22 protein-coding genes are annotated in these 21,787 nt (G+C 69.8%); all 22 read left to right on the forward strand.

Features of this window, described 5'->3' with window-relative positions:
- The first annotated feature begins 1 nt into the window (after position 1).
- The 22 genes from HYZ11_15410 (at position 2) to HYZ11_15515 (ending at position 21,776) form a co-directional block, all read left to right on the forward strand.
- A complete protein-coding gene (locus HYZ11_15410; protein MBI3128993.1) occupies positions 2-655 on the forward strand; it encodes a phosphatidylserine decarboxylase in 654 nt (217 codons plus the stop codon).
- Positions 645-1,448 (forward strand): CDP-diacylglycerol--serine O-phosphatidyltransferase, encoded by an 804-nt coding sequence (gene pssA / locus HYZ11_15415; protein ID MBI3128994.1) that lies wholly within the window; start codon positions 645-647, stop codon positions 1,446-1,448. The genes HYZ11_15410 and pssA overlap by 11 nt, the downstream gene beginning before the upstream one ends.
- A gap of 145 nt (positions 1,449-1,593) precedes the next feature.
- Positions 1,594-2,931, forward strand: coding sequence for a UDP-glucose/GDP-mannose dehydrogenase family protein (locus tag HYZ11_15420; GenBank protein ID MBI3128995.1), 1,338 nt, complete (start codon positions 1,594-1,596; stop codon positions 2,929-2,931).
- Positions 2,931-3,887, forward strand: coding sequence for an SDR family oxidoreductase (locus HYZ11_15425; protein ID MBI3128996.1), 957 nt, complete (start codon positions 2,931-2,933; stop codon positions 3,885-3,887). Before HYZ11_15420 ends, HYZ11_15425 begins: the two co-directional genes overlap by 1 nt.
- Positions 3,884-4,576 (forward strand): DNA repair protein RadC, encoded by a 693-nt coding sequence (gene radC, locus HYZ11_15430; GenBank protein MBI3128997.1) that lies wholly within the window; start codon positions 3,884-3,886, stop codon positions 4,574-4,576. Before HYZ11_15425 ends, radC begins: the two co-directional genes overlap by 4 nt.
- Positions 4,577-4,680: 104 nt before the next feature.
- Positions 4,681-5,259, forward strand: coding sequence for an SIS domain-containing protein (locus HYZ11_15435; GenBank protein MBI3128998.1), 579 nt, complete (start codon positions 4,681-4,683; stop codon positions 5,257-5,259).
- Positions 5,256-6,734, forward strand: coding sequence for a D-glycero-beta-D-manno-heptose-7-phosphate kinase (rfaE1, locus tag HYZ11_15440; protein MBI3128999.1), 1,479 nt, complete (start codon positions 5,256-5,258; stop codon positions 6,732-6,734). Before HYZ11_15435 ends, rfaE1 begins: the two co-directional genes overlap by 4 nt.
- The gene (gene rfaD, locus HYZ11_15445; GenBank protein ID MBI3129000.1) at positions 6,731-7,726 is read left to right on the forward strand and encodes an ADP-glyceromanno-heptose 6-epimerase; all 996 of its coding nucleotides are present in this window, start codon (positions 6,731-6,733) and stop codon (positions 7,724-7,726) included. The genes rfaE1 and rfaD overlap by 4 nt, the downstream gene beginning before the upstream one ends.
- 16 nt (positions 7,727-7,742) lie before the next feature.
- A complete protein-coding gene (locus HYZ11_15450) occupies positions 7,743-8,537 on the forward strand; it encodes an MBL fold metallo-hydrolase (GenBank protein ID MBI3129001.1) in 795 nt (264 codons plus the stop codon).
- Complete coding sequence (locus HYZ11_15455) at positions 8,534-9,835, forward strand: adenylosuccinate lyase (GenBank protein ID MBI3129002.1); 1,302 nt, start codon at positions 8,534-8,536, stop codon at positions 9,833-9,835. The genes HYZ11_15450 and HYZ11_15455 overlap by 4 nt, the downstream gene beginning before the upstream one ends.
- A gap of 144 nt (positions 9,836-9,979) precedes the next feature.
- Entirely contained in the window at positions 9,980-10,693 is a 714-nt protein-coding gene (locus HYZ11_15460) for a phosphoribosylaminoimidazolesuccinocarboxamide synthase (protein MBI3129003.1), read from the forward strand.
- A 17-nt stretch (positions 10,694-10,710) separates the two neighbouring features.
- Positions 10,711-10,971 (forward strand): phosphoribosylformylglycinamidine synthase subunit PurS, encoded by a 261-nt coding sequence (gene purS, locus HYZ11_15465; protein MBI3129004.1) that lies wholly within the window; start codon positions 10,711-10,713, stop codon positions 10,969-10,971.
- A gap of 7 nt (positions 10,972-10,978) precedes the next feature.
- Positions 10,979-11,671: a phosphoribosylformylglycinamidine synthase subunit PurQ gene (purQ, locus tag HYZ11_15470; GenBank protein ID MBI3129005.1), complete on the forward strand. Its 693-nt coding sequence runs from the start codon at positions 10,979-10,981 to the stop codon at positions 11,669-11,671.
- Positions 11,668-13,923, forward strand: a complete 2,256-nt coding sequence (purL, locus tag HYZ11_15475; GenBank protein ID MBI3129006.1) for a phosphoribosylformylglycinamidine synthase subunit PurL — start codon at positions 11,668-11,670, stop codon at positions 13,921-13,923. Before purQ ends, purL begins: the two co-directional genes overlap by 4 nt.
- A complete protein-coding gene (locus HYZ11_15480) occupies positions 13,920-15,362 on the forward strand; it encodes an amidophosphoribosyltransferase (GenBank protein MBI3129007.1) in 1,443 nt (480 codons plus the stop codon). The genes purL and HYZ11_15480 overlap by 4 nt, the downstream gene beginning before the upstream one ends.
- Before the next feature lie 129 nt (positions 15,363-15,491).
- Entirely contained in the window at positions 15,492-16,985 is a 1,494-nt protein-coding gene (locus tag HYZ11_15485; GenBank protein ID MBI3129008.1) for a LysM peptidoglycan-binding domain-containing protein, read from the forward strand.
- A 159-nt stretch (positions 16,986-17,144) separates the two neighbouring features.
- Positions 17,145-17,900, forward strand: a complete 756-nt coding sequence (gene bamD, locus HYZ11_15490; GenBank protein MBI3129009.1) for an outer membrane protein assembly factor BamD — start codon at positions 17,145-17,147, stop codon at positions 17,898-17,900.
- A 61-nt stretch (positions 17,901-17,961) separates the two neighbouring features.
- Positions 17,962-18,963, forward strand: coding sequence for an RNA polymerase sigma factor RpoD/SigA (locus tag HYZ11_15495; protein ID MBI3129010.1), 1,002 nt, complete (start codon positions 17,962-17,964; stop codon positions 18,961-18,963).
- Positions 18,964-19,079: 116 nt separating this feature from the next.
- Positions 19,080-19,595: a CDP-diacylglycerol--glycerol-3-phosphate 3-phosphatidyltransferase gene (pgsA, locus tag HYZ11_15500; protein ID MBI3129011.1), complete on the forward strand. Its 516-nt coding sequence runs from the start codon at positions 19,080-19,082 to the stop codon at positions 19,593-19,595.
- Positions 19,592-20,218: a glycerol-3-phosphate 1-O-acyltransferase PlsY gene (plsY, locus tag HYZ11_15505; protein ID MBI3129012.1), complete on the forward strand. Its 627-nt coding sequence runs from the start codon at positions 19,592-19,594 to the stop codon at positions 20,216-20,218. The genes pgsA and plsY overlap by 4 nt, the downstream gene beginning before the upstream one ends.
- Positions 20,219-20,221: 3 nt before the next feature.
- The gene (locus tag HYZ11_15510) at positions 20,222-20,551 is read left to right on the forward strand and encodes a hypothetical protein (GenBank protein MBI3129013.1); all 330 of its coding nucleotides are present in this window, start codon (positions 20,222-20,224) and stop codon (positions 20,549-20,551) included.
- Positions 20,552-20,753: 202 nt separating this feature from the next.
- The gene (locus HYZ11_15515) at positions 20,754-21,776 is read left to right on the forward strand and encodes an extracellular solute-binding protein (GenBank protein ID MBI3129014.1); all 1,023 of its coding nucleotides are present in this window, start codon (positions 20,754-20,756) and stop codon (positions 21,774-21,776) included.
- Positions 21,777-21,787: the final 11 nt, after the last annotated feature.

Genomic DNA, 21,787 nt, shown 5'->3' on the forward strand with positions numbered 1-21,787 from the left:
CGTGGCCGAACCGAAGCAGGCGCGCAAGCGCCCCCCCATCGCGCGCGAGGGGTGGGGCTATCTCATCGCGTTCACCCTGCTCGCCCTCATCTCGGCCTACTGGGAAGGGTGGATCTGGTCGGCCGCCTTCGCCGCGGCGGCCCTGCTCATCGCCGGCTTCTTCCGCGACCCCGAGCGGACCCCTCCCCGGGAGCCGGGGGCCGTCCTCGCCCCGGCGGACGGGCGGGTCGTGGCGGTCGAAAGGCTGGAGGGGGGCGGGAGCGCCGTCGCCATCTTCCTCTCGCCCCTGGACGTGCACATCAATCGCTCCCCCGTCGCCGGCCGCATCCTCTGCGCGGAGCACCAAAGGGGGCGCTTCCTGGCCGCGTACAACCCGGAGTGCAAGGACGTCAACGAGCGGAACACGCTCGACATCGGGACCGCTTCGGGGGAGAATTTCCAGGTGGTGCAGATCGCCGGCGTCCTCGCCCGCCGGATCGTCACCTGGTGCCGGGTCGGCGACGAGCTCGAGGCGGGCGAGCGCTTCGGCCTCATCCAGTTCGGCTCGCGGACGGACCTGCACCTCCCCCCGGGCTACGCACCTTGCATCGAGCCAGGGGCGAAGGTCCGCGGAGGAGAGACCATCGTTGCAAGAAAACGTCCGCATCCGGGATAGGTTCCGCGGGCGGTTCCGCCGCAGGAGGCGCCGGGGCCGGGGCTCCTTCAAGCGCGGCGTCTTCCTGCTCCCGAACCTCCTGACGACGGGGAGCCTGTTCATCGGCTTCTACGCCATCATCGCGTCCATCCAGGGGAACTACTGGCACGCCTCCCTGGCCATCCTCGGCGCCATCATCCTCGACGGGATGGACGGCACTGTCGCGCGCCTCACGAAGAGCGCGAGCCCCTTCGGGCTTCAGTACGACTCCCTGTGCGACCTCACCGCCTTCGGCGTCGCGCCCGCCATCCTCATCTACAACTGGGCGCTGGCCCCCTTCGGCCGCTTCGGCTGGCTGGCCGCCTTCGTCTTCGTCGCCTGCGGCGCCCTCCGCCTGGCGCGCTTCAACGTGCTGGCCCAGAGCGGCGAGGGCGCGAGCGACTTCCGGGGCCTGCCGATCCCGGCGGCGGCGGGCGTGCTGGCCTCCACGATCTACCTCACGGAGGACTTCCGCCTTCACGCGCTCGTCCCTCATGCCCTCGTGGCGGCCGCCGCCTATGCACTCGCCTTCCTCATGGTGAGCACCGTCCGCTACCGGAGCTTCAAGAAGCTCGACGGCCCGCTGCGGCGGCCCTTCCGCGTCCTGGTCGGGGCCGTGCTGGCCCTCTTCGTCGCCGCGGCGGCGCCCCAGGTGGTGGCCTTCGCGGTCATGACGGGCTATGCGGCCTCCGGGCCCCTGCTGGTTCTCCTGCGGATGCGCCGCCCCCGGGAGGGCGCCTCCCAGCCGGAAGAGGCCTCCCCCCCCGGCCCCTGAGCTTTTTGGCCCCTCGCGCTTCGGGCCCACCCTCGGCTGCGCATCTTGACAAGGCTTCCGCCCCTGCCATATTTGGCAGCGGCTTTATGGAGAGGAAAACACTCCCTCTCAGGTATTTCCCTGAGCAGGAAAGGATTTTATACAAATGAATATATGCGTCATCGGCTCCGGCTACGTGGGTCTGGTCACCGGAGCCGTATTCGCCGACATGGGCAACGATGTCATTTGCGTGGACGTCGACGAGAACCGGATCAGGACCCTCCAGAAGGGCGAATGCCCCATCTACGAACCCCGCCTCCCCGAGATGATCTCCCACAACCGCCGCGAGGGCCGGCTCGAATTCACCACCTCGACCGCCTTCGCCGTCCGCCGCAGCGAGATTGTCTTCATCTGCGTGGGCACCCCGCCCAAGGAAGACGGACGGACGGATCTCTCCCAGGTCGAGGCCGCCTCCAGGGACATCGCCGAGGCCCTGCACGAGTCCAAGATCATCGTGACCAAGAGCACCGTCCCCGTGGGGACGGGGGACTTCGTCCGCAATGTCATCGAGGCCCACCGGCACAACGGCACCCCCTTCGAGGTGGTCAGCAACCCCGAGTTCCTGCGGGAGGGCCAGGCCATCCGGGACACGCTCCAGCCGGACCGCATCGTGATCGGCACCTCCTCCAAGGAGGCCGCGGCCCGCTTGTCGGAGCTGTACCGCCCGCTGGAGCGCCCCATCCTCATCACGGACATGCACAGCGCGGAGATCATCAAGTACGCCTCGAACGCCTTCCTCGCCACCAAGATCAGCTTCATCAATTCGGTCGCGAATCTCTGCGAGCGCGCGGGGGCGGACGTCAAGGCCGTGGCCAAGGGGATCGGGGCCGACGCGCGCATCGGCAGCGCCTTCCTCGAGGCGGGGCTGGGCTACGGGGGCTCGTGCTTCCCCAAGGACGTGGACTCACTCCTGCACACCTCGCAGGATTTCGGCGCGCCCTTCGAGATTCTCACGAGCGTCACCGCGGAGAACGACTCCCGCGTCCCCCGTTTCGCGCAGCGCGTCATCGACCGCCTGAGCAACGGCGGCCCCAGGCCGCTCTCGGGACGGAGCATCGCCATCCTCGGCCTCGCCTTCAAGCCCGACACCGACGACATGCGCGAGGCCAAGAGCGTGGAGATCTGCTCCCTGCTCCAGAAGGCCGGGGCGGCCCTCCGCGCCTACGACCCCGTCGCCGTCGAGAAGGCCAAGCCCATCATCGGCGAGGAGAACGTCGAGTACTGCCGGAACGCCTACGAGGCGGTCCAGGGGGCTGACGCCGCCGTCATCGTCACCGAGTGGCGCGAGTTCATCCAGCTCAACCTCTCGCGGCTGCGCGACGCCATGAGCCAGCCCATCATCTTCGACGGGCGCAACATCTACCCTCCCGAGCAGGTGGCCGCCGCCGGCATCGAGTACCACAGCATCGGACGGCCCTCGGCCGCCCCCAAGGAGAACGCATAGTGCGCATCGTCGTGACCGGCGGCGCGGGCTTCATCGGCTCCCACCTGTCGGATCGGCTCATCGACCGGGGCCACGAAGTCATCTGCGTGGACAACTTCATCACCGGCAGCCCCGCCCACACCGAGGCGCTCCTCAAGCGTGGCGGGGGGCGCTTCTCCCTCCACAAGCACAACATCAGCGAGCACGTGAAGATCGACGGCCCCGTCGACGCCATCTACCACATGGCCAGCCCGGCCAGCCCCAACGATTATCTCCAGTATCCGATCCAGACCCTCAAGGTGGGCTCCCTCGGCACGCACAACGCCCTGGGCCTCGCCATGGCCAAGAGGGCGCGCTTCCTCCTCGCCTCGACCTCGGAGGTTTACGGCGACCCGGAGATCCATCCCCAGCGGGAGGACTACTGGGGCAACGTCAATCCCATCGGCCCCCGGGGCGTGTACGACGAGGCCAAGCGCTTCGCCGAGGCCATCACCATGGCCTACCACCGCGCCCACGGCGTCAACGTCCACATCGTGCGCATCTTCAACACCTACGGGCCGCGCATGCGGATCGCCGACGGCCGCGCCATCCCGGCCTTTCTCTCCCAGGCCATCCGGAACGAGCCCCTCACCGTCTACGGCGACGGCTCCCAGACGCGGAGCTTCTGCTACGTCTCCGACCTGGTCGAGGGGCTCATCCGCCTCATGGAGAGCGAGTTCCACGAGCCGGTGAACCTCGGAAACCCGCACGAGATGACCATTCTCGAGTTGGCCCGCCGCATCAAGGAACTGACCGGCACCCCGGCCCCCATCGTCCACAAGCCCCTCCCGGTGGACGATCCCAAGGTGCGCAAGCCCGACATCAGCCGGGCGCGCGAGATCCTGAAATGGGAGCCCAAGGTTTCGTTCGACGAGGGCATCCGGCTCACAGCCGAGGACTTCCGCCAGAGGATATTCGCCGAGGCCGCATCGAGATGACCTCGGGGCGGCGGCCCATCAAGCATTGGCCGAGCGCCGAGCGCCCCCGCGAGCGCCTGATCGAAAAGGGCGCGGACTCCCTCAGCGACGCCCAACTCCTCGCCATCCTCCTGCGCACCGGCGACACTTCGCGCTCCGCCCTCGATCTCGCCCTGGCCCTCCTCGCCCAGTTCGGCGGCCTCGCTGGCCTCGCGGCCGCCTCGGTGGCCGAGCTCTGCGAGATCAAGGGCCTGGGGCCGGCCAAGGCCTCCCAGCTCAAGGCGGGCATCGAGCTCGCCCGGCGGCTCGGGAACCACGACGGCGCCGGCCGCCCCGCCTTCCACGGCGGGGAGGACGTCTTCCGCCACCTCAGCGCCCCGATGTCCGGCCTCCCCCACGAGGAGTTCCGCCTCCTCCTCCTCGACACCAAGCACCGCCTGAACCGGGAGATGACCATCTCGCGCGGCACCCTGGCCGGGACGGCCGTGGACCCGCGCGAGGTTTTCAGCGCGGCCCTGCGGGAGCGGGCGGCCGCCGTCGTCTGCGTCCACAACCATCCGAGCGGCGACCCCGGGCCCTCCCCCGAGGACCGGGCCCTCACCTCCCGCCTGCGCCAGAGCGGCCAGCTCGTGGGGGTGCCGCTGCTGGACCACGTCATCGTGGGCCGGGGCGCCTTCTTCAGTTTCGCCGAGGCGGGATGGCCTCCTTGAAATTCCGGGGGCGGATCGGCTAGATTGGCCCCGTCGAAACCGCCCGCCACCACGCCTGAGAAGCCTTCGCCCGCTCGCTCCAGCGAGATAATGCGAGGAAAGCGGTGGATCTCTCGGCACGGGAATTCCTGGCTGACCGCGCCCGCCGCTTCGAGGCCGCGTCGGCGGGCGAATACCCCCGCCAACTCGAGGCTTTGGCCGAGGCCGCCCTGGCCTGCCTGCGGGCCGGGGGGAAGATCCTCGTTTTCGGGAACGGCGGGAGCGCCTCCCTCGCCCAGCACTTCGCGGGGGAGCTGACGGGCCGATTCCTCAGTAACCGCCGACCCCTTCCAGCCCTCTCCCTCACGGCGGAGACCGCCTCCCTGACCGCCATCGCCAACGACTTCGGCTACGAGCACGTCTTCTCCCGCCAAATCGAGGCCCTGGCCCGGCCCGGCGACCTGGCCCTGGGCCTCTCCACGAGCGGAAAATCCCCCAACGTGGCGGCCGCCCTCGACCGCGCCCGCAGAATCGGGGCCAGGACCGCCCTCCTCACCGGAGAGGGCGGAGGCTCGGCCGCGGCCGGGATCGTCCTGGCCGTTCCCTCGCGCGACACCGACTTCATCCAGGAAGCCCACGAGGCCGCCCTGCACTACCTCTGCCACCGGCTGGACGCGGCCTTCCCGGACGAGGGGGCACAATGACCTCCACCCTCTCCCGCCTCCTCGGCAAGACCCCTCCCCGCCTCCTCGTGGCCGGGGACCTCATGCTGGACCGCTACGTCTGGGGCGACGTGGATCGCATCTCGCCCGAGGCCCCCGTCCAGGTGCTCCGCTGGCGGGCCGAGAACGAGGCCCTGGGCGGCGCCGCGAACGTGGCGCACAACCTGGCCGCCCTGGGCTGCGAGGTGCGCCTGCTCGGCAGCGTCGGCGAGGACGCCGAGGGGGATCGCCTCCTCGCCCTGGCCGGGGAGGCGGGGATCGACACCCGCTTCGTCCGGCGCGCCGCGGGCAGGCCCACCATCTCCAAGACGCGCCTCCTGGCCCGGAGCCAGCACGTCCTGCGGGTGGACAAGGAGGCGGATGCCCCTCCGCCCCCCGCCGCCGAGGAGGCGCTCCTCGGCGCCCTCCCCGGCGCGCTCGAAGGGGTGCAGGGCGTACTCTGCTCGGACTACCTCAAGGGCGTCCTGAGCCCCCCGCTCGCCCAGGCGCTCCTCGCCCGGGCGAGAAGCATGAAGATCCCTGCCGTCGTGGACCCCAAGGGGCGCGACTACGCCAAGTACCGGGGCGCCCGGGCCTTGACCCCCAACCTGGCCGAGGTGGCCCTGGCGTCGGGGCTCCCGGTGGACACGGAGGACAACCTGGAGAAAGCGGCCCGGAAACTCCTGGCCGAGACCCAGGCCGAGCTCATCCTCGTGACGCGCGGGGCGGCCGGGATGACGCTCTTCGGCCGCGAGGGCCGCATCGCCCACGAGGCCGCCCGGGCCCTCGAGGTGTACGACGTGACCGGGGCGGGGGACACCGCCGCCGCCCTCTTCGGCCTTGCCCTCATCGGGGGCGCCTCCCCGGCCGAGGCCGCGCACCTGGCGAACCTGGGGGCGGGCATCGCGGTCGGCAAGGTGGGCACCGCCGTGGTGACTCCGGCCGAGCTCGAGTCCGCGCTCGACGGGAAGCGCGAGGGGGCCGGGGAGAAGGTGCTCTCCCTCGCCGACCTCCAGCGCCGCCTGAACCGCGAGCGGGCGATGGGCCGCAAGATCGTCTTCACGAACGGCTGCTTCGACCTCATCCACGTGGGCCACATCCAGTACCTCCAGCAGGCGCGGCGGCTGGGGGACCTCCTGGTCATCGGCCTGAACGACGACGGCTCGGTGCGGCGCCTCAAGGGTCCGGGCCGGCCCCTCATCGGCGGGCGCCAGCGGGCCGAGCTCCTCGGGGCGCTCGCCTGCGTGGACTTCGTGGTCTTCTTCGCCGAGGACACCCCCCTCAAGCTCATCGAGGCCGTGCGCCCGGACATCCTGGTCAAGGGCGGGGACTACGGCCCGGACCAGGTGGTGGGGAAGGACGCGGTCGAATCCTACGGCGGGCGGGTCGAGGTACTCCCCTACGTCGAGGGTTTCTCGACCACCCAGATCGTCGAGACCATCGTGGAGCGCTACGCCCCGGCGAAGGAGACGCGATGAGCCGCCCCCTCCTCCTCGTGACGGGCGCCGCGGGCTTCATCGGGGCGCGCCTGGCCGAGCGGCTCGCGGAAGAGGGCGCGCGCGTCGTCGCGGCCGACGCCCCGGGCCACTTCCGGTCGCGGCCCGAGATCGCCGCCATCTTCAAGGCGAATCCCCCGGCCGAGATCGTGGACCGCGAGAAGCTCCCGGCCTGGCTCGCCGGGCGGCGCCCCGGGGACGTGGAGGCCATCTTCCACATGGGGGCCTGCACCGACACGACGAACTACGACGAGGCCTACATGGACCGCATGAACACGGCCTACACCCGGACCCTGTGGGGCCTGGCGGCTCGCCTCGAGGCGCCCTTCCTCTACGCGAGCAGCGCCGCCGTCTATGGGGACGGCTCCCAGGGCTACGACGACTCGACCCCTCCGGGGGCCTTCTCGCCCCTCAACCCCTACGGCGCCTCCAAGCAGCGCTTCGACGAATGGGCGCTGGGGGAGCTGGGGCAGTCGGCCAGGCCCCCGCGCTGGGCCGGGTTCCGCTTCTTCAACGTCTACGGCTTCGGCGAGACCCACAAGGGCAAGATGTCGAGCGTGCTGCGCCAGGCCTTCACCCAGATCAAGGCGGGCGGACGGGTACGGCTCTTCCGCTCCCACAGGGAAGGCATCCCGGACGGCCACCAGAAGCGCGACTTCATCCTGGCGGACGACCTCGTGGAGGCGCTCATCCACGCCTGGCGCCAGGGCCTACCGGACGGCATCTACAACCTGGGGACGGGCCGGGCGCGCACCTTCCTGGACCTCGTCCATGCGGCCTTCGCCGCCGTGGGGGCCGAGCCCCGGGTCGACTTCATCGACACTCCGCCCCCCATCCGGGAGCGCTACCAGTACTTCACCGAGGCCCGGATGGAGAAGCTGCGCGCGGCCGGCTGGCGCCGCGCCTTCACCCCGATCGAGGAGGGCGCGGCGCGCTACTGGGAGCGCCAGCGGCCCGCCCTCGTCCACGGCTGATCGAAAAGGGGCGCCTGTGGAAATCGCTCTTCTCGCAAGCGGGAGCCAGGGGAACGCCATCCTCGTAAGGGGGAGCGAGGGGGCCTTCCTCATCGACGCGGGGCTGAGCGCCCGCCAGATCGCCGGGCGCCTGGCGGCCTTCGGCGTCTCTCCCTCCGAGCTGGCCGGGCTGGTGGTGACGCACGAGCACATCGACCACGTGCGCGGGGCGGGGGCCCTGGCCCGCAAGTGGGGGCTTCCCATTTGGACGAACCGGGCCACGCGGGAGGCGGGGGCGGGGCTTCTGGGCCCCATCGGGCGATGGCACGAGGTCGAGATCGGGGCACCCTTCGAGCTGGCGGGCGTCCGGCTCGAGCCCTTCAGCGTCCCCCACGACGCGGCGGACCCCTTCGGCCTCCTCCTCGAGAACGGTGACGGCTACCGGGTGGGCCTGGCGACCGACATGGGCTTCGTCACCCGCCTCGTGCGGGAGCGGATGAAGGGGGTGCAGGGGCTCATCCTCGAGTTCAACCACGAGCTCGACATGCTGCTCTCGGGGCCCTACCCCTGGCCCCTCAAGCAGCGCATCCGCGGGAAGCTCGGCCATCTCTCGAACGAGGACGCGGCCGGCCTCCTCGCCGAAGTGGCGGGGCCGGACCTCGAGTGGGTGGTGTGCGCCCACATCAGCCAGGAGAACAACGAGGAGCGCATCGTGCTGGAGCGGGCCTCGGACGCCCTGAACGGGTGCGCCTTCGCGCCCTTCGCCGCGAGCCAGGACCGGGCCACCCCCCGCTTCGGCCCGGGCGGCCCGCTGAGCGAGGCGGCCCCATGATCCCGCGCTACGCCCGGCCCGAGATGGCCCGAGTCTGGGAGGAGCGCGAGCGCCTCCAGCGGATGCTCGATGTGGAGATCGCCGTCTGCGAGGAGCTGGCCGAGCGCGGCGAGATCCCGAAGGAGGCGGTGGCCGAGATCAAGGCCAAGGCGGCCTTCGACCCCGCCCGGGTGCGCGAGATCGAGCGCGTCACCAAGCACGACGTCATCGCCTTCCTCACCAACGTGGCCGAGAACGTGGGCCCCGCCTCGCGCTTCATCCACATGGGGCTCACGAGCAGCGACGCGCTCGACACGGCGCTGGCCCTCCAGCTCGTCCGGGCGGCGGACATCCTCCTGGACGACATCGCCCGCCTCCGGGCCGTGCTCAAGCGCCGGGCGCACGAGCACAAGCGCACCCTCATCGCCGGGCGCACCCACGGCATGCATGCCGAGCCCACCACCCTGGGGCTCAAGATCGCCGTCTGGCACGCCGAGTTCGGCCGCGCCGGGGAGAGGGTGCGGCGGGCGCGCGAGACGGTGCGGGTGGGGAAGATTTCGGGGGCGGTGGGGGTCAGCCCCCACATCGCTCCCGAGGTGGAGGAGGCCATCCTTCGCCGCCTGGGGCTCGAGGCCGAGCCCGCGAGCGGCCAGATCGTCCAGCGCGACCGGCACGCCGAGTACCATGCCGCGCTGGCCCTCGTCTCGGCGAGCATCGCCCGGGTGGCGACGGAGGTGCGGCACCTCCAGCGGACCGAGGTGGGCGAGGCCGAGGAGTATTTCAGCCCCGGCCAGAAGGGCAGCTCCGCCATGCCCCACAAGCGGAACCCGGTGGTCTCGGAGCAGCTCTGCGGCCTGGCCCGGGTGGTGCAGGGGAACGCCATGGCGGCGCTCCAGAACGTCCCCCTCTGGCACGAGCGCGACATCAGCCACTCCTCGGTCGAGCGGGTCATCCTGCCGGACAGCGCCATCCTGGTGGACTACATGCTGGCCAAGCTCGAGGAGCTGATGGACCGCTGGGTGGTCTATCCGGAGCGGATGAAGGAGAATCTCGAGCGCTCGCGGGGCCTCCTCCTGAGCGAGCACGTGATGCTGGCCCTCATCCGGAAGGGCCTCACCCGGGAGGAGGCCTACGCCCGGGTGCAGGGGCCCGCCATGGAGGTCTGGGCCAAGGGTGGGGACTTCCAGGCCCGGCTCCTGGCCGACCCTGGGGTGGGGGGGGTGCTCGGGGAGGCGGAGCTCGCGCGGTGCTTCGACCTGGACTCACATTTCCGCCATGTGGACGGCATTTTCCGCCGGGTTTTCGCGGAGGAGGACTGACCGTTTCGGGGCCGTTGTGGTAGGATAAGAAGCGCTCGGGGATGCCTTCCCCGCCCTTCCCTCCACCGTGTGCCCGACGCAAGGCGGAAAACGGCCCTGGAAACCCGCCACGGCCCCCCGGGAGGCCGATGGGAGAGATGCCTCATGGAGCGAAAAGCCAAGATTTACGAGGGAAAAGCCAAGGCAGTCTACGAGACCGGCGACCCGGCCTATTACATCCAATTCTTCAAGGACGACGCCACCGCATTCAACGCGAGAAAGCGGGGGACCATCGAGTCGAAGGGAATCTTTAACAATCACATCTCGTCCCGGCTCTTCCAGGTGGTGGAGAAGGAGGGCATCCCCACCCACTTCGTCAAAACCCTCTCGGACCGCGAGATGCTGGTGAAGCGGCTCGACATCATCAAGGTCGAGGTGGTGGTGCGGAACATCGCCGCCGGGAACCTCGCCAAGCGGATGGGGGTCGAGGAGGGGATGAAGCTCCCCCACCCCATCATCGACCTCCACCTCAAGAACGACGCCCTGGACGACCCGATGATCAACGAGGACACCGTCTCGGCCTTCGGCCTGGGCACCCGCGAGGAGCTGGCCCAGATGCGCGCCTACGCCCTCAAGGTGAACCAGATCCTCCAGGCTTTCTTCGGCGAGCGGAACGTGGATCTCGTGGACTTCAAGCTCGAGTTCGGCCGCTGCCCGGCCGAGGGCGGGAAGCTCCTCCTCGGGGACGAGATCACCCCCGACGGCTGCCGCCTCTGGGAGAAGGGCACGGGCCGCAAGCTCGACAAGGATCGCTTCCGCCGCGATCTGGGCCAGGTCGAGGAGGCCTACGCCGAGGTGGAGCGGATCGTCTCCCGCTGAGGCGGAAAGGGATTCCGGTGGCGAAAGCCGTCGTCTACGTGACGTACAAGCGGGGCGTCCTCGACCCCCAGGGCGAGGCCGTCCGCGGCGCGCTCTCCTCCCTCGGCTTCCAGGACGTCGAGGGGGTGCGGGTGGGCCGCTACATCGAGATCGAGCTGGCCAACGGCCGGCCCGAGGAGCAGCGCGCCCAGGTGGAGAAGATGTGCCGCCAGCTCCTCGCGAACCCCGTCCTGGAGGACTTCCGGATCGAGATCAACGCCCCCGCCCCCGCCGAATAGGTTGAAGATGCGCTTCGCCGTGCTGGTTTTCCCGGGTTCCAACTGCGACCACGACTCCTACCACGCCGTCAAGCACGTCCTCGGCGCCGACGCGCACTTCGTCTGGCACAAGGAGGGCGGCCTCGGCGGCGCCGACGTGGTGATCGTCCCCGGCGGTTTCAGCTACGGGGACTACCTCCGCGCGGGCGCCATTGCGCGCTTCTCGCCCGTGATGGAGGCGGTGCGCCGCCATGCGGCCCAGGGGCGCCCCGTGCTCGGCACCTGCAACGGCTTTCAGATCCTGACCGAGGCGGGCCTCCTGCCGGGGGCGCTGCGGCGGAACGCCTCCCTACGCTTCATCTGCGACGACGTCTGGCTCCGCTGCGAGACCTCCCGCACCCCCTTCACCCAGGCCATCGACGCGGGGGAGCGCCTCAAGATGCCTATCGCCCACGGTGAGGGCAGCTTCTTCTGCGCCCCGGAGACCCTGGCCGAGATGGAGGTGCACGGGCAGGTCGTCTTCCGCTACTGCGACGCCGAGGGGGGGCTCACCCCGGAGGCCAACCCCAACGGCTCGACCGCCCACATCGCCGGCGTATGCAACCGGGCGGGGAACGTCCTCGGCCTCATGCCCCACCCCGAGCGCGCCAGCGAGCCCGACATGGGGAGCGAGGACGGGCTCAGGCTCTTCCAGTCCGTCCTCTCCGTCGTCACCGCATGAGCACGGCCGGCGCCTGGGCGAACGCCCCCGCCACCCTGGACACCGCGCGAGAGCACGGCCTCTCGGAGGAGGAGTGGCGCCGCATCGCCGGGCTTCTGGGCCGGGAGCCCAACCTGACCGAACTGGGCGTCTTCTCCGCCATGTGGAACGAGCATTGCTCCTACAAGAGCAGCCGCGTCCATCTCAAGAAGTTCCCCACCAAGGGCCCCCGCGTCCTCCAGGGCCCGGGGGAGAACGCGGGCGTCGTGGACGTGGGGGACGGCCTGGCCGTCGCCTTCAAGATGGAGAGCCACAACCACCCCTCCTTCATCGAGCCCTACCAGGGCGCGGCCACGGGGGTGGGGGGCATCCTCCGGGACGTCTTCACCATGGGCGCCCGGCCCATCGCCCTGCTCGACAGCCTGCGCTTCGGCGCCGTGGGCCACGACCGCACCCCCTATCTCGCGGGCGGGGTGGTGGCCGGCATCGCGGGCTACGGCAACTGCATGGGCGTTCCCACGGTGGGAGGAGAAACCTGCTTCCATCCCTGCTACAACGGGAACATCCTGGTCAACGTCATGTGCGCGGGCGTCATGCGCTCGGACGCCATCTTCCGGGGCACGGCCTCCGGCGTGGGCAACCCGGTCATCTACGTGGGCGCCGCCACCGGCCGGGACGGCATCCACGGCGCCTCGATGGCCTCGGCGGGCTTCGACGAGAAGGCCTTGGAAAAGCGTCCCACCGTCCAGGTGGGCGACCCTTTCCGGGAGAAGCTCCTCCTGGAGGCCTGCCTCGAGCTCATGAAGAGGGGCTCGGTCGTCGGCATCCAGGACATGGGGGCGGCGGGCCTCACCTCCTCCTCGGTCGAGATGGCCGGCCGGGCGGGCACGGGTCTCCTCCTGCGGCTCGACGCCGTCCCCCGGCGCGAGGAGGGTATGACCCCCTACGAGCTCATGCTCTCCGAGAGCCAGGAGCGGATGCTCCTCGTGGCCCAGCGGGGGCGCGAGGGCGAGGTGCGGGAGATCTTCGAGCGCTGGGACCTCCCGATGGCGGTGGTCGGCGAGGTGACGGCGGACGGGCGCCTGCGGGTGGAGTCCGGGGGCCGGACCGTGGCCGATCTGCCGGTGAGGGCCCTCACGGACGAGGCTCCGGCCTACGAGCGGCCCCTGCGGCCCGGGCGGGGGCTCCCCTCGGCCGACCCCCTCGAAACCCTGCCCGCGGAGAAGGACCTCGGGCCCTCTCTCCTCGCCCTGCTGGCCCACCCCAACCAGGGGCTCAAGAAGGCCATCTGGCGCCAGTACGACTACATGGTCCGCACCAACACCCTGACGCCCCCGGGCGGGGACGCCGCGCTCCTCCGCCTCAAGGGCACCTCCAAGGCCCTCGCCCTCGCGACCGACGGGAACGCGCGCTATTGCATGCTCGATCCCTATGCGGGCGGGATGCTCGCCGTGGCCGAGGCCGCCCGCAACGTGAGCTGCACCGGGGCCCTCCCCATCGCCATGACGAACTGCCTCAATTTCGGGAACCCCGAGCGGCCCGCCGTCATGGCCCAGTTCTCGGCCGCCATCGAGGGCATGGCCGAGGCCTGCCGCGTGCTGGGCGTGCCCGTCGTCAGCGGGAACGTAAGCTTCTATAATGAGACGCAAGGCGTGGATATTTATCCCACGCCGATCGTCGGCATGGTGGGCCTCTTGGAGGAGGCCGGCCGGCGGGCGGGCATCGGGCTGGCGCGCGAGGGGGACATTCTCTACCTCCTGCACCCGGGCCGGGAGGCGCCGCTCCCCTCCGGGGGCGCGCACGAGTACGTCTGGGTGCGCTGCGGCCGGGAGGGCGGACGGCCCCCTTCCATCTCTCTCCCCGCGGAGGCTGCCGTCCAGGGGCTGTGCCGGGAGGGGATACTGGGCGGCTTCATCCGCTCGGCGCACGACCTATCGGACGGTGGGTTGGCCCTCGCCCTGGCCGAGGCCTGCCTGGCCTCTCCCTCCTCCCGCCTGGGGGCGCACATCCGGCTCCCCGAGGGGGTGGGGCGGCTGGACGGGAGGCTTTTCGGGGAAGCGGCCTCCCGGATACTGATCTCGGCCCCTCCCGAGGCGGAGGGGCGGCTGCACGAGGCGGCGGGACGGCGGGAGGTGGGCCTCCTGGCCCTCGGCGCGGTAACGGGCCCCCATCTCCGGGTCGAGGCGCCGGACGGCTTCCCGGCCATGGACGTGGAGCTGAGCGAGCTACGGGCGGCCTGGGCGGGCGCCCTGGATGAGGTCTTTGGAGCATGACACCTTTCGACGATCACCCGCACGAGGAATGTGCCGTCTTCGGGATCTACGGCCATCCCGAGGCAGCGAACCTCACCTACCTGGGCCTTTACGCCCTCCAGCACCGCGGGCAAGAGAGCTCGGGCATCGTGGCCTCGGACGGCGAGCGCGTCCACAGCGAGGTCGGCATGGGCCACGTCGCCGACATCTTCACCGAGGCGCGCCTCGACAGGCTCAAGGGCCACCTCGCCATCGGCCACAACCGCTACTCGACGGCCGGGCAGTCCCACATCGTCAACGCGCAGCCCTTCCTCGTGACCTACTCGAGGGGGATCATCGCCCTGGGGCACAACGGAAACCTCGTCAACGCCGGCGACCTGCGGCGGGAACTCGAGGCGACCGGCTCCATCTTCCGCAGCACGACGGACAGCGAGGTCATCCTCCACCTCATCGCCCGTTCGCTCGAGCAGGAGACCGAGGGCGCCATCGTGGACGCCCTGAACCGCCTGGAGGGCGCCTTCACCCTCATGATGATGACCCGCGACAAGCTCGTCGGGGTGCGCGACCCGAACGGCTTCCGGCCCCTCGTCCTGGGCCGGATGAGCGCGCCGGCCGGCGGCGAGGTATGGGTGCTGGCGAGCGAGACGTGCGCGCTCGACCTGATCGAGGCGGATTTCGTGCGGGAGGTGGCGCCGGGGGAGATGATCGTGGTGGACGAGGAGGGGCTGCACAGCATGTTCCCCTTCCCGCCGATCCGGCCCACCCAGTGCATTTTCGAGTTCATCTACTTCGCCCGGCCGGACAGCTACATCTTCGGCGAGAACGTCTATACGGTCCGGCGCCAGCTGGGCGTCGAGCTGGCGCGAGAGAGCCCGGTGGACGCCGACATCGTCATTCCCGTGCCCGACTCGGGGCTCGCCGCCGCCCTCGGCTACTCGGCGGAGTCGGGGCTCCCGCTGGAGTGGGGCCTGGTGCGGAACCATTATGTCGGGCGCACCTTCATCGAGCCCCAGCAGTCCATCCGGCATTTCGGGGTGAAGGTGAAGCTCAACCCCATGAGGGCCTACCTCGATGGGAAGCGGGTGGTGGTGGTGGACGACTCCATCGTCCGGGGGACGACCAGCCGCAAGATCGTCGAGATGATCCGGAAGGCGGGCGCCTCGGAGGTCCACATGCGCATCAGCTCCCCGCCCATCACCCACCCGTGCTTCTTCGGCATCGACATGCCTACCCGGAAGGAGCTCATCGCCTCGGCCAAGTCGGTCGAGGAGACGCGCCTCTATCTCAACGCCGACAGCCTGGCCTACCTCTCGCTCGAGGGCCTCCTGCGGTGCGTGCATCCCCGGGGGGGCGAGTTCTGCGCCGCCTGCTTCACGGGCAACTATCCCATTCCCGTCCACCGGGTGGAGCCCCAGCTGTGGCTCTTCCAGGAACTCAAGGCGAGCGAACATAGAGCGTAAATTCGCCGCTTTTTTCCGGCCCCGCCGAATTGCCCCGTAAACGAATCGTTGCTACCATCTTCCCGCCTAATTCGGCTTGGTTTGTCGTCAATGTGAGGCGTGCGCCCGTACCGCCTCGGCGGAAGGTGGATGAGCTCGACCTCGAAGTGGGCCGGTTTGCTCATATGCGGGCTGTTGGCGGCGGGCTGCTCCGGGTGGGCCTCCGGCTTGCCCGGGGAGGAAGGGGGGAATCCGGCCCTCTCGGCCCTTCCCCCCCCACGCCATCCTTCGGATGTCCGTCTGCCCGCCCCTTATCGTCCGTCCGCTCCGTCCTCTCCCTCTTCCGCCGTCTCGCTTCCGCCCTTCATCGATTTGGGCTTCCCGCGCCAGGAGCTCGAATCGGGCGCCGTCCCGCCGCACGACCTGAACCTCCCGGTGCCCGAGGGGGAGAGCGCCGACGAGGCGCCGCAGGCCCAGCCCGCTTCCCCAGGCGGGGAGCAGACGCCCAGCTTCGTCTTTGAGGTTCCCATCCTGCGCAACGCCCTGGTCGAGCGCTGGGTGGACTACTTCACCGGCCCCGGCCGCGACCTCTTCGCCGTCTGGCTTCAGCGGGGCGGGCGCTATCTTCCCTACATCCGCCAGATACTGAAGGAAGAAGGCGTCCCCGAGGACTTGGCCTACGTTCCGCTCATCGAAAGCGGCTTCAGCCTGCGCGCCCGCTCCCGGGCCGGAGCGGTGGGGCCCTGGCAGTTCATGGAGGGGACGGCCCGGCGCATGGGCCTCCGGGTGGATCGCTATCTCGACGAGCGGCGCGACCCGATGAAATCCACCCGCGCGGCCGCCAGCTATCTCACCTACCTCCACAAAGAGTTCGGGGACTGGCACCTCGCCTTGGCCGCCTACAACGCCGGGGAGAACCGCATCCGCAGCGCCATCCGCGAGTCCGGCCTGTCCACCTACTGGGCCCTCGCCCGGACCTCCCATCTTCCGATCGAGACCAAGAACTACGTGGGCAAGTTCATCGCCGGCATGATGCTCGCCAAGCACCCCGAGGTCTTCGGCTTCGCGGGGCTGGAATACGACGAGCCCCTGCGCTACGACATGGCGAAGCTGCCTCACGCCGTTTCACTGAGGATGATCTCCCAGCTCGCGGGAGTCCCCATCCAGGAGCTCGCCGACCTCAATCCCCACCTCCGGCTCGGCATCACCCCGCCCGGCGGCGGCTTCGGCCTGAGGCTCCCTCCCGGGAAGACGGTGCTTCTCCTGCAGCGGCTGGCCAAGGCCCCCCGGGAGGCTCATCCCGCACCCAGCGGCTACCGCATCCAGCCGGGCGATACCCTCTCGGGCATCGCCAAGCGCTTCAATCTGCCCCTGAGGCAGCTCCTCGAGCTGAACCCCCGCCTCGACCCGCGCCGCCTGCGCCCCGGGACTCAGGTGAACCTGCCGGCCTCCGGGACGCGGGCCGAAGCCGAGCCTCCCGCCTCTCCCCCGCAGGAAACCCACCACGTGGTGGGGCCGGGCGAGAACATCTGGACCATCTCCCGCATTTACGGCGTCTCGCCCGAGGACATCATCCGCTGGAACAGCCTCTCCACCAGCTCGGTCATCTTCCCCGGCGACCGCCTTCTCGTCCGCCGGCAATAAGAAACTCCGGCCGGCTCCCGCTTTCGCCCCCCTTCCATCGTGGCTTCCTTGACACTTCTCGCCCCCCTCTCCTAAGATCATGCGGTCGCTGCCGGCCGCTCGTCCCTCCCATCGCCGCGGCTGATTGCCCTGCGGCCGTCACACGGTGGAGCCCGACACATGCGAAGTCGCCGATATTCTCTCCTCCTCCTAGCGGGGGCCCTCCTCATCGGGGGATGCACCGTCCGCCAGGCGGACAAGAGCTCGCCCGGCGAGCTCATGCTCCTCGGCCAGGAGGACTTGCGGGCGGAGCGCTATGAGAGCGCGCGCCAGGCCTTCCAGCGCCTCCTGCGCGAATACCCGGACAGCGCCCACCGCCGCCAGGCCCTGCTGAACCTGGCCGACTCCTACTTCAAGGGGGAGGAGTACATCGAGTCGCGGGTGCAGTACGCCGAGTACGTCCAGCTCTATCCCGTCAGCCGGGAGACGGCGCGCGCCTACTACTACCTGGGGATGTCGGACTACAACCGCATCCTGGAGCCGGACCAGGAGCAGTCCGTCACGCGCGACGCGCTCAAGACCTTCCAGGAGCTGCTCCGGCGCTTCCCCCGCTCGGAGTTCACGGCCCAGTCCAAGGAGAAGGTCGAGATTCTCCGCGACCGGCTGGCCCGCCACCATCTCTTCATCGCCCACTTCTACCTGACGAAGGGCAAGCGCGTTTCCGCCATCCCCCGCTTCCAGGAGGTCATCCGGGAGTTCGGCGATCAGCCCGCCCTGCGCGCCGAGGCCATGTACTACCTGGGGGAGAGCTACGTCCAGGAGGAGAGCTACAAGAAAGCAGGCGATACCTTTCGCGGCCTGATCAAGGAATACCCGGACAACCCGTTGTCGCAGCGCGCCTACCAGCGCCTCGTCAACCTATCCGGAATCCGATGAAGGTGCCGCTTCATCTCTCCGTCCGCCGCTCCGCCGCCGGGCCGGCTACAGGATCGGTCTGATGGCCAAGAAACGGACTTCCTCCGGCATTCCGAAGACGAAGCGCCCGCGGAAGAAGCCCGCGGTTTCCGAGTCTCCCGCCGCCGAATTGGAGGAGGAAACCCGCGCCGAGGAGGCGCCCGAGGCGGGGGGCGGGTCCTTCCTCGAGGAGATGGAGCGCGAGCCGGCCTCCCAGCCTCCCAGCGAGGACACCCTCGCCATCTACCTCCGCGAGATCGGCCAATACCCCATCCTGACCCGCGAGGAGGAGCACGAGCTCGCCGTCCGGGCCAAGGACGGGGACATGGAGGCCTTCAACCGGCTCGTCCGCTGCAACCTCCGCTACGTCGTGAGCGTCGCGAACCGCTACAAGGGCTTCGGCCTGTCGCTCGAGGACCTCATCAACGAGGGCAACATCGGCCTCATCCACGCGATCCGGCGCTTCGACCCGTACCGGGGCGTGAAGCTCATCACCTACGCCGTCTGGTGGATACGCCAGTCCATCATGCACGCGATCGCCGACCACACGGGCACGGTGCGCCTACCGATCAAGCAGGCGGGCCTCATCCACAAGATCGGGCAGACCTACCAGCGGCTCCGCCAGGAGATGGACCGCGAGCCCTCCTCGGAGGAGCTGGCCGAGGGCCTCAACATGAAGATGGACGACGTGGAGAACATCCTCCGCGTCCACCGCAACTACCTTTCGCTCGACACCCCCATCGCGGGGAGCGAGGAGACGAGCTACCTCGACCTGCTCGAGGCGAAGGATGTCCTCACCGCCGAGGACAACCTGGTGCAGCACTCCCTCGAGGAAGAGATCGAGGACCTTCTCGCGGGCCTCGACCCGCGCGAGCGCGAGATCATCCGCCTGCGCTTCGGCTTCGACGGCGACCCCATGACGCTCGAGGAGATCGGCCAGCGCATCGGCCTCTCCCGCGAGCGCATCCGGCAGATCGAGAAGAAGATCATCCGCCGCTTCCGGGCGCGCGCCAAGAACAAGCCGCTGCTCGACTACCTGAGGTAGCCATGTCTCCGGCCGAGCCCACCAACGCGGCGTTTGGAGGGGCCCCCGCCTCCGCCCCCCGTTCCGGCTGGCGCAGGGCCGCCTCGCGGCTCCTGACCGGCGAGGGCTGGCGGTCCCTGAACGTCTCGAACCGCCTCACCCTCGCCCGCATCCTCATGCTCCCCCTGCTGGTCCTCTTCCTGGTCGAGGGCTCGAATTTCTCCCGCACCGTGGCCGCCGCGCTGTTCGGAGCCGCCGCCTTCACCGACTGGCTGGACGGCCACCTGGCCCGCGCCCGCGGCCAGGTCACGCCCCTGGGCGAGATCCTGGACCCGGTGGCCGACAAGCTGCTCATGGTGGCCGCGCTCCTGCCCCTGGTGGCCCTCGGCGAGGTGGGCTCCTGGATCGTCGGGATCATCCTGGGCCGGGAGTTCCTGGTGACGGCGCTGCGCGCGGTGGCCCTGCGGCACGGGAAGGTGGTGCCCGCGAGCCGGCTCGGCAAGTGGAAGATGGGCCTTCAGACCGCCGCCGTCCTCTTCTTGATCCTGGAGGTGCTGCCGCCGGCGGGGACCATCCTCATCTGGGCGGCGATGGCCGTGGCGGTCGTCTCGGGCGTGGATTATTTCCGCAAGCTCCTCCAGGAATTCACGTGAGCCTCTCGATATTCCTCGTCTTCTTCGCCGCCGCCCTGCTCGGCTCGATCCCCTTCGGCGTCCTCGTCACCCGCCTCCTCGGCCTCTCCGATCCGCGCGCGGCCGGGAGCGGAAACATCGGCGCGACCAACGTCATCCGCACGAGCGGCTGGCTGCCCGGCCTCCTGACCCTGGCCGGAGACGTCCTCAAGGGCATCCTCGCCGCCGCCTGGATTCCCGCGCTCGCCGCCCCGGGGAGCCCTCCCCTTCCCTTCCACCTGCCGGCCGCCGCCCTGGGGGCGGTCGTGGGCCACATGTTCTCCCCCTTCACCGGCTTCAAGGGCGGAAAGGGGGTGGCCACGGGGTTCGGCGTCTTCCTCTACTGGACTCCTCTCGCGGCCGCCTGGGCCGCGCTGGTCTTCGCGGGGGCGGTGGCCGCGACCCGCTACGTCTCGCTGGGCTCGATCCTGGCCGCCCTCGCCCTGCCCGTCGCCGGCGCGGCGGCGGGCTATCCCGAGCCCGCCGTCCTCACCTCGGCCCTCGTCGCCGCCTTCATCGTCCGCCGCCATGCGGACAACATCCGGCGCCTCTTCCGGGGGGAGGAGCACCGCCTCGGCCGCAAGCGCACCGAGAGGAGCGCCTAGCGGATGGTCACGGGCTGCGCCCCGTTCTTCCTGCTCGCCCTCGCCGGCGTCGCCCTGGGGAGCTGGCTCTTCGGGAGCCACGCCGCGGCCCGTTTCATGGGCCTCGGCGGCCTCCTCCTTTTCCTGCTCTACTTCGCCCTCCTGAACTGGACTGCCCAGAGCCGCCTCCGGCTGCGCCCGTTCAGGCAGGAGGAGATCCCCCCGGAGAAGGGAGCGGAAGGCGAGGCCCGGGCCGAATGGGCCGGCTACCTGCGCACCGAGGGCCGCATGCTCTGGCTGGGGGTGGGGCTGCTCCTCGCCGTGATCCTCATCCTCGTCCTGAAGGGGCGCTGAGGAAGCGCCGCCCGCTCTCCCGCCCCTCCGCCGGCCGCGTTTTCCCGGCATTTCCCCCGTTCCGGCGCTGGGCGGATTCCTGCCCCGCGGCAGGCTCATTTTTGGTACAATCCACTCATCTCGCCGCTTGAACGGGAAACGCCGGATGAGGGGCTGCCCTTCGCCCGGCAGAAGCCGAAGCATCCCCAGAGGAGGAGAAGGCATGCCGCTCCGATTTGCCGTGCGAGTTGGGTTGGCCCTCGTGGCCGCCGGGATCATCGCCGCTTCCGCCGCTCCGGCGCCGGCCGCGGACATGCAGGCCGCGAAGAAGGAAGGCGAGGTGATGTGGTATTCCTCGCTCTCGCTCTCCGTCGCCCAGAAAGTCTGCAAGCAGTTCAACGACAAGAAGACCGGGATCACCTGCGTCCTCCACCGGGACGGCTCGGGCAAGATCTACCAGCGCTACCTGCAGGAGGCCAAGGGCAACGTGTTCAAGGCCGACGTCATCCACACCTCGAACATCGGCCATTTTGTCAACATGAAGAAGAATCACCTCCGGCCCTACAAGCCCAAGGGGACCGAGAAGTTCATCCCCGCCTTCACGACCCCGGACGGCTCCTGGAACATCCTCCGGGCCAGCGTCTACGTGCTCGCCTACAACACCAAGCTCGTGAAACCCGAGGACGCCCCCAAGAGCTGGGCCGACGTGCTCAACCCGCGCTGGAAGGGCCTCATCGCCCACGCCCACCCCGCCTACAGCGGGGTCATCACGGTCGGGATGCTCTCGCTGGTGAACATGCACGGCTGGGCCTACTACGATAAGCTCGCCGCCCTGCAGCCCAAGATCGTGCAGTCCGCCGTGGCCGTCATTCCGCTGGTCGCCCGGGGCGAGGCCCACGTCGTCGCCGGCACCGCCGCCTACAACACCTTCGGCGACATCAAGAAGGGCGAGCCCATCAAGATGGTGCTTCCCAAGGAGGGCGTGGCGTTCATTTCCTCTCCCCACTCCGTGCTCAAAAAGGCGCCCCATCCCAACGCGGCCGAGGTGTTCACCGACTTCCTCTTCAGCCAGGAGGCGCAGCAGACGCTCGTGGAGAACGGCCTCCACGTCGGCCATCCAGGCGTCAAGTACCCCGAGGGCCTGCCCTCCCTCCAAGGGCTGAAAATCATTGACTTCACCCCGGAGGAGGTTCAGAAGAAGTCGAAGGAAATCCAGGAGATGTTCCGGAAAAAGTTCGGCGTGTAAGCACGCGCCGG

The organism is Candidatus Tectomicrobia bacterium, from assembly GCA_016192135.1.
Lineage (GTDB): Bacteria > UBA8248 > UBA8248 > UBA8248 > UBA8248 > 2-12-FULL-69-37.